The 18,798-nt window shown below is 74.6% G+C and carries 14 protein-coding genes; 10 read left to right on the top strand and 4 right to left on the bottom strand.

Annotation, left to right across the window (positions count from 1 at the left end; translation table 11 throughout):
• The first annotated feature begins 86 nt into the window (after nt 1-86).
• From ACFC1F_RS20140 to pcrA, 4 genes are all read left to right on the top strand, one after another.
• The gene (locus tag ACFC1F_RS20140; RefSeq protein WP_376160013.1) at nt 87-389 is read left to right on the top strand and encodes a hypothetical protein; all 303 of its coding nucleotides are present in this window, start codon (nt 87-89) and stop codon (nt 387-389) included.
• On the top strand, nt 389-2,089 hold the full coding sequence (locus tag ACFC1F_RS20135; RefSeq protein WP_376160011.1) for an alpha/beta hydrolase: 1,701 nt from the start codon (nt 389-391) through the stop codon (nt 2,087-2,089). The genes ACFC1F_RS20140 and ACFC1F_RS20135 overlap by 1 nt, the downstream gene beginning before the upstream one ends.
• Nucleotides 2,086-2,646, top strand: coding sequence for a hypothetical protein (locus ACFC1F_RS20130; RefSeq protein ID WP_376160009.1), 561 nt, complete (start codon nt 2,086-2,088; stop codon nt 2,644-2,646). The genes ACFC1F_RS20135 and ACFC1F_RS20130 overlap by 4 nt, the downstream gene beginning before the upstream one ends.
• A 77-nt stretch (nt 2,647-2,723) precedes the next feature.
• Nucleotides 2,724-5,390 (top strand): DNA helicase PcrA, encoded by a 2,667-nt coding sequence (gene pcrA, locus ACFC1F_RS20125; protein WP_376160007.1) that lies wholly within the window; start codon nt 2,724-2,726, stop codon nt 5,388-5,390.
• A 60-nt stretch (nt 5,391-5,450) separates the two neighbouring features.
• Here the strand turns inward: pcrA and ACFC1F_RS20120 are convergent, their stop codons facing one another.
• On the bottom strand, nt 5,451-6,260 hold the full coding sequence (locus ACFC1F_RS20120; RefSeq protein WP_376160006.1) for a M23 family metallopeptidase: 810 nt from the start codon (nt 6,258-6,260) through the stop codon (nt 5,451-5,453).
• A 335-nt stretch (nt 6,261-6,595) separates the two neighbouring features.
• On the opposite strand from ACFC1F_RS20120, the gene ACFC1F_RS20115 reads away from it, so the two are divergent.
• Entirely contained in the window at nt 6,596-7,003 is a 408-nt protein-coding gene (locus ACFC1F_RS20115) for a cobalamin B12-binding domain-containing protein (protein ID WP_148644434.1), read from the top strand.
• A gap of 62 nt (nt 7,004-7,065) precedes the next feature.
• Here the strand turns inward: ACFC1F_RS20115 and ACFC1F_RS20110 are convergent, their stop codons facing one another.
• Together ACFC1F_RS20110 and ACFC1F_RS20105 are read right to left on the bottom strand one after the other, a co-directional pair.
• Nucleotides 7,066-8,652: a DUF5691 domain-containing protein gene (locus tag ACFC1F_RS20110; protein ID WP_376160004.1), complete on the bottom strand. Its 1,587-nt coding sequence runs from the start codon at nt 8,650-8,652 to the stop codon at nt 7,066-7,068.
• Nucleotides 8,653-8,704: 52 nt separating this feature from the next.
• Nucleotides 8,705-10,027, bottom strand: coding sequence for an SWIM zinc finger family protein (locus ACFC1F_RS20105; RefSeq protein ID WP_376160002.1), 1,323 nt, complete (start codon nt 10,025-10,027; stop codon nt 8,705-8,707).
• Nucleotides 10,028-10,203: 176 nt separating this feature from the next.
• Here ACFC1F_RS20105 and ACFC1F_RS20100 point away from each other — a divergent pair, with 176 nt between their 5' ends.
• The 5 genes from ACFC1F_RS20100 to sucD all read left to right on the top strand — a co-directional run bounded on the left by ACFC1F_RS20100 (nt 10,204) and on the right by sucD (nt 17,268).
• Nucleotides 10,204-11,286: an AAA family ATPase gene (locus ACFC1F_RS20100; RefSeq protein ID WP_376160000.1), complete on the top strand. Its 1,083-nt coding sequence runs from the start codon at nt 10,204-10,206 to the stop codon at nt 11,284-11,286.
• A 37-nt stretch (nt 11,287-11,323) separates the two neighbouring features.
• Nucleotides 11,324-13,660 carry a DUF5682 family protein gene (locus ACFC1F_RS20095; RefSeq protein ID WP_376159998.1) on the top strand — a complete coding sequence of 779 codons (2,337 nt, stop codon included), beginning with the start codon at nt 11,324-11,326 and terminating at the stop codon, nt 13,658-13,660.
• Nucleotides 13,661-13,683: 23 nt separating this feature from the next.
• Nucleotides 13,684-14,856, top strand: a complete 1,173-nt coding sequence (locus tag ACFC1F_RS20090; protein WP_376159996.1) for a VWA domain-containing protein — start codon at nt 13,684-13,686, stop codon at nt 14,854-14,856.
• Between the two features lie 338 nt (nt 14,857-15,194).
• Nucleotides 15,195-16,367: an ADP-forming succinate--CoA ligase subunit beta gene (gene sucC / locus ACFC1F_RS20085; RefSeq protein WP_209414114.1), complete on the top strand. Its 1,173-nt coding sequence runs from the start codon at nt 15,195-15,197 to the stop codon at nt 16,365-16,367.
• Nucleotides 16,368-16,386: 19 nt separating this feature from the next.
• Nucleotides 16,387-17,268 carry a succinate--CoA ligase subunit alpha gene (gene sucD / locus ACFC1F_RS20080; protein WP_209414115.1) on the top strand — a complete coding sequence of 294 codons (882 nt, stop codon included), beginning with the start codon at nt 16,387-16,389 and terminating at the stop codon, nt 17,266-17,268.
• 78 nt (nt 17,269-17,346) lie between these two features.
• Here the strand turns inward: sucD and ACFC1F_RS20075 are convergent, their stop codons facing one another.
• The gene (locus ACFC1F_RS20075; protein WP_376159993.1) at nt 17,347-18,504 is read right to left on the bottom strand and encodes an RNA polymerase sigma factor; all 1,158 of its coding nucleotides are present in this window, start codon (nt 18,502-18,504) and stop codon (nt 17,347-17,349) included.
• Nucleotides 18,505-18,798: the final 294 nt, after the last annotated feature.

Genomic DNA, 18,798 nt, shown 5'->3' with positions numbered 1-18,798 from the left:
CGATCGGGACGCTCTGTTGATCGTCCACTGCGGATTGTTAGCCTGTCTGTGGCCCGGCACCCGCCGGGCCACAGACAGGGGGGAACATGGGGGACGCAGTCAAGGTCGATCCGCACGGCCTGACGAACGTGGGGAAGAAGACACAGGAGATCGCCGCCCTGATGCCGGGCGAGCTGGGGCGAATACAGAAACCGTCCGACGAGGCGGTCGCCGTACTCGGAGGCTGGTCCACGGGAGCCGCGCTCGCCGCGTGCACGCAGGCCTGGGAGGACCGCCTGCGCGCGCTCGCCGCGGAGGTCGACACCAACGGCCTCAACATGGTGACCGCTGCGAAGAACTACACGGACGCCGAGTTCTCCGTGTACGGCGGCATGGGCGGTGGCCGCTGATGGTCGACTTCCTCCAGCTCCGGGATGCCCGGCCGGACAAGTTGCGCGCGGCCGCGGAGGCCTATGAATCGTTGGGAAAGGTGAACGGCGAGCACTTCGAGGCGGTGAAGGAGGCTGCTCGCTGGATAAGCCACGGGGGCAAGTGGACGGGTACGGCCGCCGAGGCCGCGACGAAGAAACTCCAGCAGACGAACACCAGGCTCGACGGCTCGCACAAGGCGTTGCACGCCACTGCCGTACTCCTGCGGGAGGCCGGTGAGGCGTTCGAGCTCGCCCAGGCCAAACTCCACGGCGCCGTCGACGAAGCCGTGCGAGCCGGATTCACGGTCGGATCGGACGGCTCCATCACGTATCCCGCGCCGACGGAGGCCGACAAGCACGACGGGGACTACGACGCGCCGAAACGTGCCCAGGCACTGGTCAACCGCATCAACCAGGCCCTCACCGAAGCCACCTCCGCCGATCAGCGGGTCGCTGATCGGCTGGGCAAGATCACCGCGGGCGTCAAGGCCGGCTACGAGCTGAACCCCGATGCGGCGACCACCGAGCTGGACGCGATCGAGGAGCTCGGACGGCAGCTGACCGCGGCCGGCTGGCCGGCCAAGGACGCCTCGCCGGCGCAGGTGCACGACTGGTGGATGGGCCTCTCGTCGGTGGAGCAGCAGAGGCTCATCGCCGAGCACCCCGACCAGCTCGGCAACCGGGACGGGATCCCGGCGGCGGCACGTAACCAGGCCAACCAGATCCTGCTGCCGCGGCTGATCGAGCAGTACGAGAAGAAGGAGAAGACGGGCCACCTGTCGGACGCCGAGAAGAAGAAGCTGGAGGGCTTCAAGGACATCCAGAAGCGGATCGACGGAAAGCTTCCCGATGGTGGCGGGCCGGGCTCCAACCCGCCGCTGCTGCTGTTGGGGATCGGCGACCAGGGGCAGGGCCGCGCGATCCTGTCCTGGGGCGACCCGGACAAGGCACGGAACGTCTCGTCGATGGTGCCCGGACTGAACAGCGACCTGTCGGGCGCCGGAAAGGGCGACGCATCCTCGGCACTGCGGGTCTACCGGTCGGCCGAGACGGCCGCGACGGACAACCACGAGCCCGGCGGGCCGAGTATCGCGTCCGTGTTCTGGCTGGGTTACGACGCCCCGCAGCTGGACGGCCCCTCAGTGCTCACGAAGGAGCGGGCGGTCGACGGAGGGGCCGCGTACAACCAGTTCATCACCGGGCTCCGTGCCAGCCACGAGGGCTGGCCGGCGCACATGACCTCGATTGGGCACAGCTACGGATCCCTGGTGGTCGGACAGTCGACCCAACGCCCCGGCGGCCTCGCCGCGGATGACATCGTCCTGGTCGGCAGCCCGGGTGTCGGGGTGGACAAGGCGTCGAAGCTCGGGGTCGGCGCGGACCACGTGTACGTCGGCACGGCCAAGGCCGACCCGGTGGCCGCCGCTCCAGCCCCCGGGATGCTCGTTCCCGGCGTCGCGGCGTACGAGGCGCTGGTGCACCCCGACGGTTCCTGGCACGGGACGGATCCGGCCAGCCAGACCTTCGGTGGGCAGCGCTTCGCGGTGGCGGACGGAACGGTGGACGACTCCCACGACAACTACTTCGGGAAGCGCGACAAGGGCGGTGACTCGCTCGCCAACATCGGCAGGATCGTGAGCGGCCACGGGAGCACGATCACCCGGCAGGATCCGAGGTGAGGCTCACGGTGCGGCGGGTAGCGGTGCCCGTGGTGGTGCTGGCGCTGATCGGCTGGTGCTTCTGGCCGGAGTCCGATGAACCGGCCGTGCCGGTCGACCGGGCGCAGCAGCAGATCGAGGCCGAACTCACCGCGGTGGCGGGGGCCTTCCAGCCCGGACTCCAGTGGACCGAGGCGGGCTACGGCAGCGAGGCTTACCTGACCGGATTCTGCGGTACCGCCGGATGCAAGAAGACGGGCCGGGGCGCACTGTCCGCCGGCCAGGTGGCTCGGGTCCGGATCACGCCGAGGAGGTGGAGCGAGCCGCTCGACGTGGTCCAGGCGCTTTGGTCCGGGAAGGGCTACTCGGTCCGGCGCGAAGGGGGTTCCGTGGAGGTGAACGGCTCGCGGTTCAGCCTCCGGTTCGACGTGGACGTGAACGGCTGCGCCAGGCTGGAGGCCTCCGTTTTCGACGTCGTCGACACCACCGGGCCCGACGGGTACGGCGGCTTCACCCAGGGGCCGAAGGACAGCTACAAGGAGTGCGCAACCATCGACGACCCGTACTGGTCGCACTGATGGCGTCAGGCCCGCCCGGTCCGGAATCCTTCGGGCCGGGCTGGCCTGTCGGTGCGTGGCCATAGACTCGGAGTGCCATGAGTAGCCTCTTTGACGACCTCCCGCTCCCCGGTTTCGAGGCCCCCGCCGCCGGGCCCGCCGCCGGGTCGAAGCAGCAGCCCGCCGCCGCGCCCATTGACGAGGAGCCGCCGCCGTACGAGGACGACGTCCCGTACGACGCGTACGAGGAGGCGATCCCGGAGGGGCTCTTCCGGACCGACCACGCCGCGGAGACCGAGCGGGACTCCTGGTACCGCAACGGCGCCCCCCGCACCGTGGTCGACCCGGTCCAGCTGCTGGAGGGGATGAACGACCCGCAGCGCGAGGCCGTGCTGCACGCGGGCTCGCCGCTGCTCATCGTGGCCGGCGCCGGCTCCGGCAAGACGCGGGTGCTGACCCACCGGATCGCCCACCTGCTGGGCGCCCGCGGGGTGCAGCCGGGCGAGATCCTGGCGATCACCTTCACTAACAAGGCGGCCGGCGAGATGCGCGAGCGCGTCGAGCAGCTGGTCGGGCCGCGGGCCCGGGCGATGTGGGTCTCCACCTTCCACAGCGCCTGCGTGCGGATCCTGCGCCGCGAGTCCAAGCTGCTCGGCTTCACCTCGTCGTTCTCGATCTACGACTCGGCGGACTCGCAGCGGCTGATGTCCCTGGTCTGCCGGGACCTCGACCTCGACCCGAAGCAGTTCCCGCCGAAGTCCTTCACCGCGAAGATCAGCAACCTGAAGAACGAGCTGATCGACGAGGAGACGTACGCGGACCAGGCCGCCAACCCGACGGAGAAGAAGCTCGCCGAGGCGTACTTCCTCTACCAGCGGCGGCTGCGCGAGGCCAACGCGCTCGACTTCGACGACATCATCATGACGACGGTGAACCTGCTCCAGGCCTTCCCCGACGTCGCGGAGCACTACCGGCGGCGGTTCCGGCACATCCTGGTCGACGAGTACCAGGACACCAACCACGCCCAGTACATGCTGGTGCGCGAGCTCAGCGGGGGCGCCGTCGCCAGTGCCCCGAAGCGCACCGCGGACGGGGACTTCGTGAACCCGGCGGCCGGGCGGCTGGCCGAGGTGCCGCCGGCCGAGCTCTGCGTCGTCGGTGACGCGGACCAGTCGATCTACGCCTTCCGCGGCGCGACGATCCGCAACATCCTCCAGTTCGAGGAGGACTACCCGAACGCGACCACGATCCTGCTGGAGCAGAACTACCGCTCCACCCAGACCATCCTGAGCGCCGCCAACGCCGTCATCGAGCGGAACACCAGCCGCCGGGAGAAGAAGCTCTGGACGGCCGGCGACCACGGCGAGAAGGTCGTCGGGTACGTCGCGGACGACGAGCACGGCGAGGCCCAGTTCATCGCCGACGAGATCGACCGGCTGACCGACGCGGGCGACGCCAAGCCCGGCGACGTCGCGATCTTCTACCGGACCAACGCGCAGTCCCGTGTGTTCGAGGAGGTGTTCATCCGGGTCGGCCTGCCCTACAAGGTGGTCGGCGGGGTGCGCTTCTACGAGCGCAAGGAGGTCAGGGACGTCCTGGCGTACCTGCGGGTGCTCTCCAACCCGGAGGACACCGTGCCGCTGCGCCGGATCCTCAACGTGCCCAAGCGCGGCATCGGCGAGCGGGCCGAGGCGATGATCGACGCGCTGGCCTCGCGCGAGCGGATCTCCTTCGCGCAGGCGCTCCAGCGGGTGGACGAGGCGTACGGGATGGCCGCGCGGTCGGCGAACGCGGTGCGCAAGTTCAACGAGCTGATGGCCGGGCTGCGGCAGGTCGTCGCCTCGGGCGCCGGGCCGGCCGCGGTGCTGGAGGCGGTGCTGGAGGAGACGGGGTACCTCGCCGAGCTCCAGTCCTCGACCGACCCGCAGGACGAGACCCGGGTGGAGAACCTCCAGGAGCTCGCGTCGGTGGCCCTGGAGTACGAGCAGGACCCGGGCGAGCGGCCCGACGCGGGCGAGGACGGTGCGCCGCCGGTCGGCTCGCTGGCCGACTTCCTGGAGCGGGTCGCGCTGGTCGCCGACTCCGACCAGATCCCGGACGAGGACGAGGAGGGGCAGGGCGTCATCACGATGATGACCCTGCACACCGCCAAGGGCCTGGAGTTCCCGGTGGTCTTCCTGACCGGCATGGAGGACGGGATCTTCCCGCACATGCGGGCGCTCAACCAGGTCAAGGAGCTGGAGGAGGAGCGGCGGCTCGCGTACGTCGGGCTCACCCGCGCGCGGGAGCGGCTCTACCTGACCCGCTCGGTGCTGCGCAGCGCCTGGGGCCAGCCCTCGTACAACCCGGCCTCGCGGTTCCTGGAGGAGATCCCGGAGAACCTGGTCGAGTGGAAGCGGACGGGGGCGGCCCCGGTGCCGGCCTCGCGCGGGTACTCCTCGGGGTCGTCCTGGGGCGGCAGGTCCACCGGCTCGGGCTTCGGCGGCTCGGGTGGGTCCGGCGGTTCCTCGCGCGGCGGGGCGCGCGGCGGGGCTGCGGCCTCGCCGAAGGCGGGCTGGGGGCAGTCGGCGCGGCGGGCCGGCGCGGCGGTCGAGCGGGAGGTCGTGGCCCTGGCGGTCGGGGACCGGGTCACCCACGACACCTTCGGGCTGGGCACGGTGGTGGCCACCACGGGCGTCGGGGACAAGGCGCAGGCCACCGTCGACTTCGGGACGGAGGGGCGCAAGCAGCTGCTGCTGCGGTACGCGCCGGTGGAGAAGCTCTGACGGCCGGCGGCCCCCGGGCCGCCGGCCGGGCAGCCGGTGCCCGGACGGCCGACGGCTCGGTCAGCGAGGGTCCAGGCCGTTGGCGAGGAACCACGGCAGCGGGTCGACCGGCCCGCTGCCGCCGGGCGGCCGGATCTCGAAGTGCAGGTGCGGCCCGGTGCTGTTGCCGCTGCTGCCGACGAAGGCGATGACGTCGCCCTGCTTCACCGGCCCCTTGCGGATCTTGTACGCCCGCAGGTGGCAGTACCAGGCCTCGGTGCCGTCGGACATCTTCAAGATCGTCATGTAGCCGTACGACGGGTTCCACTGCGTGCGGATCGTGCCGTCGGTGACGGCCATGACCGGGGTGCCGCCGTCGACGGGGAAGTCGATCCCGGTGTGGCGGTTGGCCCAGTGGGTGCCGGCCTCCCCGAACAGCTCGCCGAGGCCGTGCTGGGCGACCGGCATGACCACCTTGGGCTGGGCCGGTTCGGCGGTGGGCTCGGCGGCCGGCTGGGCGGCCGGGGCGGGGGCGGGCTGGTCGCCGGAGAGCGGCTGGCGGGCGTCGCCGCGTGAGGCCTGGCCGGCGCCGTCCACGGCGATCGCCTGCTGGGCGGCGGCCCGGGCGGGCGCGTTGTCCGGCGCGTCCGCGGCCGTGGCCTGCTCGGGAACCAGGCCGGCGGCCTGGGTGCGCTGCTGGCCGGCCTCGCCCTGGACGGTGACGGCGGCGGCCGCCGCCACTCCGAGCGCGGCCACCGAGGGCAGGGCGACGCGCAGCAGCGCCGTCCGGGTGGCGGCCTTGGCGGCGCCGCGGCGCTGGGCGCGCGACTGCTCGCGGGCGGCCAGGCGCAGCTCCGCCCGGGTCGGGCGGGCGGCGGCGTCGGGAGCCATCGGGGGCTGCCTCCTCGGTGGGCCTCGGGCACGTCGTCGGGCGAGGGGAAAACTGCCGAGACTGTAGCCGTAACGCCGACATGCGGACAAAAGTCCGTAAGTCAAGAGGGGAGTTGGCGGGCTGTGGACGGATTTTTGCGGGCCCGCCGGTGGAAGACTCGAGGTGACCGGCGGGTAGCAAGCGGTTGGGCTGTGATTTTCCCCTCCTCTTGAGGGGCGGCACGGTCGGCGGGGCCGGGTGGCGCTAACCTCCCCTCAGGTTTGTTATTGGTGGTTAACCGCGCCCGTGCCCGACGAGGTCTGGGGTGGTGGACGACGAAGTCCAGGAGGCAGTGATGGGTGTGTCAGGGCCGATCCGTGTGGTGGTCGCCAAGCCCGGGCTCGACGGTCACGACCGCGGCGCCAAGGTCATCGCGCGTGCCCTGCGCGACGCCGGTATGGAGGTCATCTACACCGGCCTGCACCAGACGCCCGAGCAGATCGTCGACACCGCGATCCAGGAGGACGCGGACGGCATCGGGCTGTCGGTCCTCTCCGGCGCGCACATGACGCTCTGCGCGCGGGTGCTGGAGCTGCTGAAGGAGCGCGAGGCGGAGGACATCAAGGTCTTCTGCGGCGGGATCATCCCGGACGAGGACATCGTCGAGCTCAAGGCCATGGGCGTCGCCGACATCTTCACCCCGGGCACGCCGACCCGGGACGTGGTGGCGTGGGTCGAGGCGAACCTCCGGGCCGCCGGCTAGGACCGCCGCCCGACGGGCCGGTACGGGGATCACCCCCGTACCGGCCCGCGTGCGTTCCCGGGTCAGGCGCCGAGCTCGGCGAGCATGGCCTCGCGGAACCGCAGCGTGGCGGCCAGCCGGGTGAAGGTCTCGGCCCAGGCGGTGGCGGGGGCGGTGCCGGCGGCCAGCTCCTCGACGGCGGCGGCGGTCCCGGGGGCGAGCGCGCGCTCGGTCATCCCGAGCACCCCGCTGTGGCTCCACGGGTACGCGCCGGAGGCGGCGGCCCGGGCGAGGGCGGCGACCACGGCGGTGGAGAGCGGCGGCGTCCACGGGGTGGCGCAGGCGCCGAGCAGTTGGAAGGCCTCGCCGAGGCCGTGCACCTCGATGAACGCGGCCGTCCAGGCGGCGCGTTCGGCGGGCGGCAGGACGGAGAGCAGCTTGGCGGGGGCGCCCGTCGTCCGGGGCGGGCGGGCCCGCCGGTGGTCCGGCGCGGGGACGGGGGCCGGGCCGAGGAGCGCCCGGGCCCAGCCGGCGTCCTGCTGGCGGACGGCGGCCCGGGCCCAGGCCTCGCGCAGGTCGTCGGCCCAGCTGCTGTTGGTCTCGTCGATGCTGTCGCCGACCCGCAGGGTGAGGAGCTCGCCCGGGGTCAGGCCGGTGGTCTCGTGCCAGACGGCCAGCGGCGCCGCGGCGATCACCTCGCCGAACCACCAGGCCCGTTCGCCGCGCCCGGTCGGCGACCTGAGCGGTATGCCGTCGCGCTGCATCGCCGGGTCGCATTCGGCGGGCGGGGTGACCAGCAGGTGCGTGCCGCGCTCGGAGAGGCGGACGGCGGCCCGGGCGCGTTCGGCCATGCGGCCGGCGAGGGTGGAGCCGGGGAGTGTCGAGAGCAGTTCGGCGGCGGTGGCGCGGACGTTCTTGCTGCGGTCGCCGAGGGCGGCTTCCAGGAAGGGCTCGTCCGCGAGGGAGAGGCCGTCCTGGAGGGCGTCCAGGAAGAGCAGGCGGTCCTCGGCGCGCTCGCCGGGCCAGGTGCTCCGGAGCAGGGCGAGGCCGGCGGCGGGCTCGCTGCGGCGGAGCAGCGTGAGGTGGGTGACGCGCTCGGCGAAGAGGCCCTCGTGCCAGAGGCGGTCGTCGCCGGGCCCGGCGGTGCCGGCGGGTGCTCCGGCGGTGGTGCGCAGGACGAAGCGCCAGTCGGGGTTGCGGGGGGCGAGCCAGCGGCCGAGCGGGCCGGCCAGGGCGACCGCGTCGGGCCGCAGCTCGCTGCGGGCGCGGGCGGCGTCGAGCAGCGCCGGGACGAGCACGGCGGGCGGGCGGAAGCCGCGGGCCCGGGCGGTGGCGAGCCACTGGGGGAGCAGTTCGGCGAGGCCGGCGAGGGCGGCGGTGCCGGTGCCGCGGGTGCCGAGGAGGACGGAGAGGCGGCGGGCGGCGGGGGCGGGGAGCTCGGGGCGGTCGTCCTCGGGGGCGGGGTCGGGGAGGGGCCCGGCGACGGGGGTGGGGAGGGCGCCGGCCCGGCGGCGGACGGTCTCCAGGGCGGCGAGTTCGAGGAGGGCGGTGGCGGAGTCGGTGCGGTCGACGGCCTGGTGGGCGGGGGACTCGCCGTGGAGCTCGGGGAGCGCGCGGCGGTCGGTGCCGAGGAGGGCGGTGGTGCGGAGGGACTCCCAGGGGTCGGGCACGTGGGCTCCTGAGGTTGTGGTGTGGGTGGTGCGGGCGCTCGGCGGGCGCCGGTTACGGGGTGGTGAGGTTGATCGGGCGGTGGTCGGGGCCCCAGGCGGTGACGGGGGTGAAGCCCCGGTGACCGTGCTCGCCGAAGACGGTGAGGGGGCGGCCGGTGGAGACGGCGGCGAGCCGCCAGAGGGCGGGCTCGGGGGTGGCGGCGCGGTGGACGGGGAGGGTGTGCCGGCCGTCGGTGAGGTGCCAGCCGTCGGGGGTGAGGACGGGGACGGTGGCGGTGAGGACGGTGGGCCAGGCGTCGAGCCAGGGGTCGTCGGCGACGGCGGTGCCGTACCCGGCGACGGCCTCGGCGGCGGTGAGGCCGGGCGGCGGGGTGGCGGGGCCGGGCTCGGGGGCGCCGTAGCGGGTGCCGAGGACGGCGCGCAGCGGGCGGGCGCCGGGGTGGAAGGCGAGGTCGGCTTCCAGGACGTGGCCGGTGGGGAGGGCGAGGTCGGGGGCCTGGCCGGGGCGGCCGAAGGCGAGCAGGAGGGCGGTGCGGCCGGTCTTGGCGCCGCGCAGCCAGAGGCGGCGGGTGGTGAGGCGGTCGTCCGCGCCGCCGTCCATCGGCGAGGTGCGGCTGCCGAGGACGTGCCAGCGGTCGCGGACGGTCGGGCCGGACAGGAGGTCGGCGGTGTCCGTGGTGTAGCCGACCCGGGCGCGGACGGTGGCGGCGAGCGGGGCGGGCAGTTCGTCGACCCGGGTGGCGGCGGTGGCGAGCAGGTGGAGCATGGCGTACTCCTCGAGGAGGTGCTGCTGGGGGGTGCTGTCGAGTTCGCGGACGCGGGCGGCGAGGCCGGTCGCCTGGGCGTCGACCATGCGGGCCGCGACCTCCTCCCAGGGGCCGCCGGCGGACCGGTCGGCCAGGCCGTGGCGGATCCGGTCGGTCAGCCGCAGCCGCAGTTCGGCGGCGCCGGCGGCGACCCGGGCGGAGCGCTTCTCGGCGCGCCGGCGGGCGGCGGCCGGGTCGGCGGGGGCCTCGGGCCGGACGGGGCGCAGCCCGGCCCGTTCCCGTCGCGCCGTCAGCCAGTCGGACGCCCAGTCGGTGGGCTCGGCGGCCGGGACGGACCCGGGGGTGCCGCTCCAGAACAGCAGCAGCCCGAGGGCGTGCTTGCAGGGGAACTTCCGGCTCGGGCAGGTGCACGTGTAGGCGGGCGTGGCCAGCTCGACCACCGTCCGGTAGGGCGTGCGCCCGTTGCCGCCGCACTCGCCCCAGAGCGCGCTGCCGTCGGTGCCCGTGGCCGACCAGGACGCGGGCGAGGAGAGCTTGCCCGCGGCCTTCCGCGAGGCGGCGTCGGGCGCCAGGGACAGGACGTGTTCGGTGCTCCAGCGTTCCTCCATGCCGACGACGGTAGATCCGGGGACTGACAGTCCCGGTGGCCGAACTGAGGTCCGGTCAGGATTGTCAGTGGGCCGGTGCAGGCTTGTTCCCGCAGGCCGGGACGCCGACCTGGCTCCCCCCGATCACCTCGCCGCCCGCCACGGGTGTGTCCGGCGGCCGACCCGAAGGAGCCCCTATGACCGACGTTCTGCGGCAGCACGCGGAGCACGCCTTCGCGGCGGAGCTGGCCGCGCTGGCCGCGCAGGACGACCGTCCGCGCCCCGAACGCTGGAAGCTGTCCCCGTGGGCGGTGGCCACCTACCTGCTGGGCGGCGAACTGCCGGACGGAACGGTGGTCACGCCCAAGTACGTCGGGCCGCGCCGGGTGGTCGAGGTCGCCGTGACGACGCTGGCGACGGACCGCGCGCTGCTGCTGCTCGGCGTGCCGGGGACGGCGAAGACGTGGGTGTCGGAGCATCTCGCGGCCGCGGTCAGCGGCGATTCGACGCTGCTGGTGCAGGGCACGGCCGGTACGCCGGAGGAGGCCCTCCGGTACGGGTGGAACTACGCGCAGCTGCTGACCAACGGGCCGAGCCGGGAGGCGCTGGTGCCGTCGCCGCTGATGCGGGCGATGACGGACGGGAAGATCGCCCGGGTCGAGGAGCTGACCCGCATTCCGGCCGACGTGCAGGACAGCCTGATCACCGTCCTGTCGGAGAAGACGCTGCCGGTGCCGGAGCTGGGCGGCGAGACGCAGGCGGTGCGGGGCTTCAACCTGATCGCCACCGCCAACGACCGGGACCGCGGCGTGAACGAGCTGTCGAGCGCCCTGCGCCGGCGGTTCAACACCGTGGTGCTGCCACTGCCCGGCTCGCTGGAGGAGGAGGTGGAGATCGTCACCCGGCGGGTCGGCCAGCTCGGCCGCTCGCTGGAGCTGCCCGAACTGCCCGGCGGCGCCGAGGAGATCCGGCGGGTGGTCACCGTCTTCCGCGAGCTCCGGGCCGGGGTCACGGTGGACGGCCGGACGAAGGTGAAGTCGCCGAGCGCCACCCTGTCGACGGCCGAGGCGATCTCGGTGGTGACCAACGGCATGGCGCTGGCCGCGCACTTCGGGGACGGCGTGCTGCGGGCCGGGGACGTCGCCGCCGGTGTGATCGGGGCCGTCGTGCGCGATCCGGCGGCCGACCAGGTGGTGTGGCGCGAGTACGTCGAGGGCGTGCTGCGGGAGCGTGACGGCTGGAAGGACTTCTACCGCGCCGCCCGAGAGAACGCCCGCTGATCGCATCGCAGTTCGAGGTTGGAGGAGGGAGGGCGCGATGAGCGAGCGGAACGGCGCAGAGGTGACCCTGCTGGGGGTGCGGCACCACGGGCCCGGTTCGGCCCGCGCGGTGGCGGCCGCGCTGGAGCGGCTGGAGCCGGACGTGGTGCTGGTCGAGGGCCCGCCGGAGGCCGATCCGATCATCGGGCTGGCGGGCGAGAAGACGATGGTGCCGCCGGTCGCCCTGCTCGCCCACGCCGTGGACGACCCGGCCCGCGCCGCGTTCTGGCCGTACGCGGAGTTCTCCCCGGAGTGGGTGGCGATCCGGTACGGCGTCGACGCCGGACTGCCGGTGCACTTCATCGACCTCCCGGCGGCGTACGGCCTCGCGGCGGACACCGGCGCCGGGGAGGGGGCCGGCGGCGCGGGCGCGGAGGAACGGCCGGGGGACCCGATCGGGCTGCTCGCCGAGGCCGCCGGCCACGACGACCCGGAGCGCTGGTGGGAGGACGTGGTCGAGCACCGCTCGCCCGGCGCCGACGCACTGGCCCCGTTCGCCGCGGTGGCCGAGGCGATGACGGCGCTGCGCGAGGCCGGGGTGGCGGGCGGCGCCGCCCGGCGGGACGACCTGCGCGAGGCGTACATGCGCCGGCAGATCAGGGCCGCCAAGCGGGCGGGGCACCGGCGGATCGCCGTGGTCTGCGGCGCCTTCCACGTGCCCGCGCTGGCCACCATGCCGACCGTCGCCCACGACCGGGCCCTGCTGGCCGGCCTGCCGAGGAAGGTGAGGACCGACATCACCTGGGTGCCCTGGACGCACCGCCGGCTCGCGCAGGCCGGCGGCTACGGCGCCGGGATCGTCTCGCCGGGCTGGTACCGCCACCTGTTCGCGGAACCGGGCGACCCGCTGCCCTCCTGGCTGACCAGGGCCGCCGAGCTGCTCCGGGCCGAGGACCACCCGGTCTCCTCCGCCCACGTCATCGAGGCCGTCCGGCTGGCCCGGACGCTCGCCGTGGTCCGCGGCCGCCCGCTGGCCGGCCTGGCCGAGACGCTGGACGCCGTCCGCGCGGTGATGTGCGACGGCTCGGACGTCGCCCTCGCCCTGGTGCAGGACCGGCTGGTGATCGGCGACGCGCTCGGCGAGGTCCCGGACGGCGCCCCGGCGGTGCCCCTCCAGCGGGACCTCACCGGGCTCCAGCGCTCGCTGCGGCTCAAGCCCGGTCCGGAGCCGCGCGAGCTCGACCTCGACCTGCGCGAGGAGACCGGCGCGGCCCGCTCCCGGCTGCTGCACCGGCTGCGGCTGCTCGGCATCGACTGGGGCGTGCCCGTCCGGTCCGCGGTGAGCTCGACGGGCACGTTCCGCGAGAGCTGGCGGCTCTGCTGGCAGCCCGATTTCGCCGTCCGGATCGCCGAGGCCGCCCAGTGGGGCACCACGGTCGAGGCCGCGGCGGCCGGGAAGGCCGCCGCCACGGCCCGGGCGGCGACGGAACTCGCCGAGCTGACCGGCCTGGTGGAGACGTGCCTGCTCGCCGGGCTCGGCGGCGCCCTGCCGGCGGTGATGCGGGTGCTCGCCGACCGCGCCGCGCTGGACACCGACGTCGCCCACCTCGCCGGCGCGCTGCCCGCGCTGGTCCGCGCACTGCGCTACGGCGACGTCCGCGGCACCGACGACGGTGCGCTCGCCGGGGTCGCGGCCGGCCTCGCCGACCGGATCTGCGCCGGCCTGCCGCCCGCCTGCACCGGGTTGGACGCCACCCGCGCGGCGGCGATGCGCGGCCACCTCGACGAGGTGCACGGCGCGATCGGCCTGCTGGCACCGGACGGCGACCTCGCCGAGCGGTGGGCCGCCACCCTGCGGGCGGTCGCCCGCCGCGAACCGGCCGGAGGCCCCGCCACCGGCGCTCCCGGCCTGCTGCGCGGCCGCGCCGTCCGGCTGCTGCTGGACGACGGACGCCTCGACCCCGAGGAGGCCGGCCGCCGGATGGGCCTGGTCCTCTCGGCCGCCAACGCCCCGGCCGACGCGGCCGGCTGGGTCGAGGGCTTCCTCGCGGGCGGCGGCGCCCTGCTGCTGCACGACCCGCGCCTGCTGGGCCTGCTCGACGCCTGGCTGACGGCGGTGCCGGCCGAGGCCTTCACCGACGTGCTGCCGCTGCTGCGCCGCACCTTCTCCGCCCTGGAGGCGGGCGTCCGGACCACCGTCGGCAGCCGGGTCGCGGCCGGCCCGCTCGGCGCCGAGCCGGCGGCGGACGACGACACCGGTCCCGGGCTCGACCGGGCCCGGGCCGACGCCGCCCTGCCGGTGGTCGCGACACTGCTCGGCCTGCCCGGCCGCCCGGCCGACCCCGGCGGCGGCGTGGCACGCATCCCGCGCCAGGCCGCCGGCCGCGACACCTGACCGCAGACCACGAAGGAGCACCGATGGCAGTGACCACCCCCCTCGCCGCCGAGGAGCGGCTGCGCCGCTGGCGGCTGGTGCTCGGCGGCGAGGCGGACGGCACGGGCTGCACCCTGCGCGGCCGGGACGCCGCCATGGACGGCGCGCTCGGCGCGCTGTACCGCGGGGCGCCCGAGGAGGGCCGGGCGGGCCGGGCGGGTCGCCGCGGCGCGGGCCTGGGCGCCTCGGCGCCGCAGGTGGCGCGCTGGCTGGGCGACATCCGCGCGTACTTCCCGTCCACCGTCGTCCGGCTGATGCAGCAGGACGCCATCACCCGGCTCGGCCTGGACCGGCTGCTGCTGGAGCCGGAGATGCTGGAGGCCGTCGAGCCCGACGTCCACCTGGTCGCCACCCTGCTCTCGCTCAAGCACGCGCTGCCCGAGACGACCCGGGAGACGGCCCGCGCGGTGGTCGGCAGGGTGGTCACCGAGCTGGAGCGCCGGCTCGCCGACCGCACCCGCGCCACCCTGGGCGGCGCGCTGGACCGCAGCGCCAGGGTGAACCGCCCGCGCCACCGCGACATCGACTGGGACCGCACCATCCGGGCCAACCTGAAGAACCACCTGCCCGAGCACGGCACGGTCGTCCCCGAGCGGCTGGTCGGCCACGCCCGGGCCCGGCGCGCGGTGAGGAAGGACGTCATCCTCTGCGTCGACCAGTCCGGCTCGATGGCCCCGTCCGTCGTGCACGCGGCCGTCTTCGGCGCGGTGCTCGCCTCGATGAGGTCGCTGGACACCCGCCTGGTCGTCTTCGACACCGCGGTGGCCGACCTCACCGAGCAGCTCACCGACCCGGTGGACGTCCTGTTCGCCACGCGGCTCGGCGGCGGCACCGACATCAACCGGGCGCTCGCCTACTGCCAGTCGAGGATCACCCGCCCGTCGGAGACGGTCGTGGTGCTGATCAGCGACCTCTACGAGGGCGGCGTCCGGGACGGGATGCTCAAGCGGGTGGCGGCGATGAAGGCGGCCGGCGTCCAGTTCGTCGCGCTGCTCGCGCTCTCCGACGAAGGCGCCCCCGCGTACGACCACGCGCACGCGGCGGCGCTGGCCGCGCTCGGAGCCCCCGCGTTCGCCTGCACGCCCGACGCCTTCCCGGAGATCATGGCGGCGGCGATCGAGCGGCGGCCGATCCCGGTGCCGGAGCGGGAAACCTGATCACCCGGGGTGCGGGTTCACCCGGACGAGCGAACCCGCACCCGCCCGGACCCCCCGTTCCGCCCTCCCGCTGAGCAGGGCGCCCGACACGCGGAGGCAGGCTCGCTGTGACGGTTCTCACCCAAGACGGGCCGGTCCCGGGCGAAACACTCCCGTCGTCCGGGGATAACCTGCCAGACGGACGTGACGCGCGTGTTGATTGACGTGTGCGCCCGTGGCTGTGTGGGCCGCAAGGCCGTACTTCTGCGTACCCGCACCGCCCCGACGACCCGCAGCGAAGATCCTGCCGTGGCACGCTCGTAGAGACACAATCCGCGACCACGAACAAGGACAAACACGTGGACCTGTTCGAGTACCAGGCGAGGGACCTCTTCGCCAAGCACGGTGTTCCCGTGCTTGACGGTGATGTCATCGAGACCGCCGCAGACGCTGCCGCCATCGCGGAGCGCTTCGGCGGCCGCGCCGTCGTCAAGGCTCAGGTGAAGGTGGGTGGCCGAGGCAAGGCCGGTGGCGTGAAGCTCGCCGCCGACCCGGCGGACGCCGTCGCCAAGGCCGAGGCGATCCTCGGCATGGACATCAAGGGCCACACCGTTCACAAGGTGATGCTGGCCCAGACCGCGGACATCAAGGACGAGTACTACGTCTCGTTCCTGCTGGACCGCACCAACCGCACCTTCCTGGCCATGGCCAGCGTCGAGGGCGGTGTGGAGATCGAGGTCGTCGCCGAGCAGAACCCCGACGCGCTCGCCAAGATCCCGGTCGACGCCAACGAGGGTGTCACCCCGGAGAAGGCCGCCGAGATCGTCGCCGCCGCGAAGTTCCCGGCCGAGATCGCGGACCAGGTCGCCGACGTCCTGCAGAAGCTCTGGGTCGTCTTCATCAAGGAGGACGCCCTCCTGGTCGAGGTCAACCCGCTGATCAAGTCCGGCGACGGCAAGATCATCGCGCTCGACGGCAAGGTCTCCCTGGACGAGAACGCCGAGTTCCGCCAGCCCGAGCACGAGGCGCTCGAGGACAAGGCCGCCGCCAACCCGCTGGAGGCGGCGGCGAAGGCCAAGGGCCTGAACTACGTCAAGCTCGACGGCGAGGTCGGCATCATCGGCAACGGCGCGGGTCTCGTCATGAGCACCCTCGACGTGGTCGCCTACGCGGGCGAGAAGCACGGCGGCGTCAAGCCCGCCAACTTCCTCGACATCGGTGGCGGCGCCTCCGCCGAGGTGATGGCCAACGGCCTGGAGATCATCCTGGGCGACCCCGACGTCAAGTCGGTCTTCGTCAACGTCTTCGGTGGCATCACCGCGTGCGACGCCGTGGCCAACGGCATCGTGCAGGCCCTGGAGCTGCTCTCGTCGAAGGGCGAGGCCGTCACCAAGCCGCTCGTCGTCCGTCTCGACGGCAACAACGCGGAGCTGGGTCGCAAGATCCTCGACGACGCGAACCACCCGCTGGTCCAGCGCGTGGACACCATGGACGGCGCGGCCGACCGCGCCGCCGAGCTGGCCAACAAGTAAGGAAGGGGACTTTCACACCATGGCTATCTTCCTTACCAAGGACAGCAAGGTCATCGTTCAGGGCATGACCGGCGCCGAGGGCATGAAGCACACCCGCCGCATGCTCGCCTCCGGCACCCAGATCGTCGGCGGTGTCAACCCGCGCAAGGCCGGCACCACGGTCGACGTCGACGGCACCGAGATCCCGGTCTTCGGCTCCGTCGCCGAGGCCATGAAGGAGACCGGCGCCGACGTCTCCGTCCTCTTCGTGCCGCCGGCCTTCACCAAGGCCGCCGTCATCGAGGCCATCGACGCCGAGATCGGCCTGGCCGTCGTCATCACCGAGGGCGTCCCGGTGCACGACACCGCCGCCTTCTGGGCCTACGCCGGTTCGAAGGGCAACAAGACCCGGATCATCGGCCCGAACTGCCCCGGCCTGATCAGCCCCGGACAGTCGAACGCCGGCATCATCCCGGCCGACATCACCACCTCCGGCAAGATCGGCCTGGTCTCGAAGTCGGGCACCCTGACCTACCAGCTCATGTACGAGCTGCGCGACATCGGCTTCTCCTCGGCCGTGGGCATCGGCGGTGACCCGGTCATCGGCACCACCCACATCGACGCCCTCAAGGCGTTCCAGGAGGACCCGGAGACCGAGCTCATCGTCATGATCGGTGAGATCGGCGGCGACGCCGAGGAGCGTGCCGCGGCCTACATCGCCGAGCACGTCACCAAGCCGGTCGTCGGCTACGTCGCGGGCTTCACCGCCCCCGAGGGCAAGACCATGGGCCACGCCGGCGCCATCGTCTCCGGCTCCTCGGGCACCGCCCAGGCGAAGAAGGAGGCCCTTGAGGCCGCCGGTGTCAAGGTCGGCAAGACGCCGTCCGAGACCGCCCGCCTGGCGCGCGAGCTCATCGGCTGACGCCACCCGCTCGTCGAGCGCCCCCGTCCGGAATCCCGGGCGGGGGCGCTCGCCGTTGCGGCGGCCGGCCGGCGGGTCTCAGCGGTCGGTCGCGCAGGGACGCAGGGACCAGAGGGTGCACGCGACCGGGCCGGTCGCGGCCGGGCCGGGCGGGGGCAGGGCGTCGGCGGAACGCCCCGCGGCCGGCAGCTCCCACAGGCGGCCCCCGGGCGGCGGCGGGTCGACCACCACCGGTTCGACGCCCGGCGTGGTGCTGCACCAGAGGCTGCGCACGCCCGTGACCGGGGCGTCCGGGGGAGCGGGGACGGCGCCGTCGGCCGCCGGAGCGCAGAGCGTCGGGGCGGGCGTCCCGCCGGGCCGGAACAGCTTGCCCGGCCCGCCGCCGGCCAGCGTCGCGACCGCGGCACCGGCGACGGCCACCGAGATCAGCGCCGCCGCGCCCGTCCGGGTGGCGGAGGCCAGCCCGTACCGGGCCCGCAGCAGGGGCACCGCAGGGCGGTGCGGCTGCGGGCAGCCGCGGACCGCCGCCCGGTGCAGCAGCGCGCTCAGCCGGTCCGCGAAGCCGTCCGCCGCCGGGTCCGGCCCGGCCAGCTCCGGCACCCACTGCGCCAGCGCCGTCCGGGCCGCCCAGACCCGGCCCTCGGCGGCCGCCAGCGTCGACTCCACCTCGACGGCCACCGCGGCGGCCGGCAGGCCCAGGCCGTCGTGCAGCACCAGCGCCCGGCGCTGCGGGCGGGAGAGCCGCTTGAGCGCCTTGAGCAGCGCGCGGTCCCGGTCGGTCAGCCGGTCGTGGTCCGGCAGCACCGCCTGCGACTCGTCGGCCGGGCGGACCTTGATCCGGCGGTGCGGCAGCCGCCACGCGTGCGCCCGGCGCGGACCGCCCCGGTGCCACGGCGACAGCGCCGCCTCACAGGCCCGCGCCCGCACCCACCCCTCCGGGTCGGGGCCGGCGGCGACGTCGTCCCACTGCCGCCGCGCCTCGCCGAAGGCCCGCTGGACGCAGTGCGCGGCGCGGTGCCGGCACGCGGTGAGGAGGAAGACCTGCTGGACGAGACGGGTGTGGGCGGACTCGTACAGCTCCTCGAAGGCCGGGGCCGCCGCGGTCGTGGCGTCCTTGCGGGGCGGGGGCCCGGGCTCCGGCCGGTCGTGCTCCCCGCGCCGGGGCGCGGCGTCCGGCCTGCCGCCCGGACCGGCGGTCCGCCGGGCCGGGGCCGTGGTGCTCCGCTGCCCGTTCACGGGGGCCGGCCGCCCGCCCGCCGACGCACGGAGGTCGGCGGGTGCGGTGGGCGCGGCGGTGGGTGCCGGGTCGGTGCAGGGCGGTGCGGCGGGTGCGGTGGCGGGAGTCGGGTCGGCGGGTGCGACGGCCGGGGGCGCCTCGGCCTCTCCCGGGCGGCCTCCGGCCGGGCCCGACTTCCCGCCGTCTGCGGCGCCGCGGTCGGTGGCGGCCGGCGGGGGCGAGGGCGCCGGTGCCGGGGCCTCGGTGGCGTCCGGCCGGGGGCCCGGCGATCAGCACCAGGACCAGCACCACGG

It is taken from the genome of Kitasatospora sp. NPDC056181, assembly GCF_042266225.1.
Lineage (GTDB): Bacteria > Actinomycetota > Actinomycetes > Streptomycetales > Streptomycetaceae > Kitasatospora.
The sequence above is the reverse complement of the archived record's forward strand: the minus strand, read 5'-3'. Positions and strand labels throughout refer to the sequence as shown.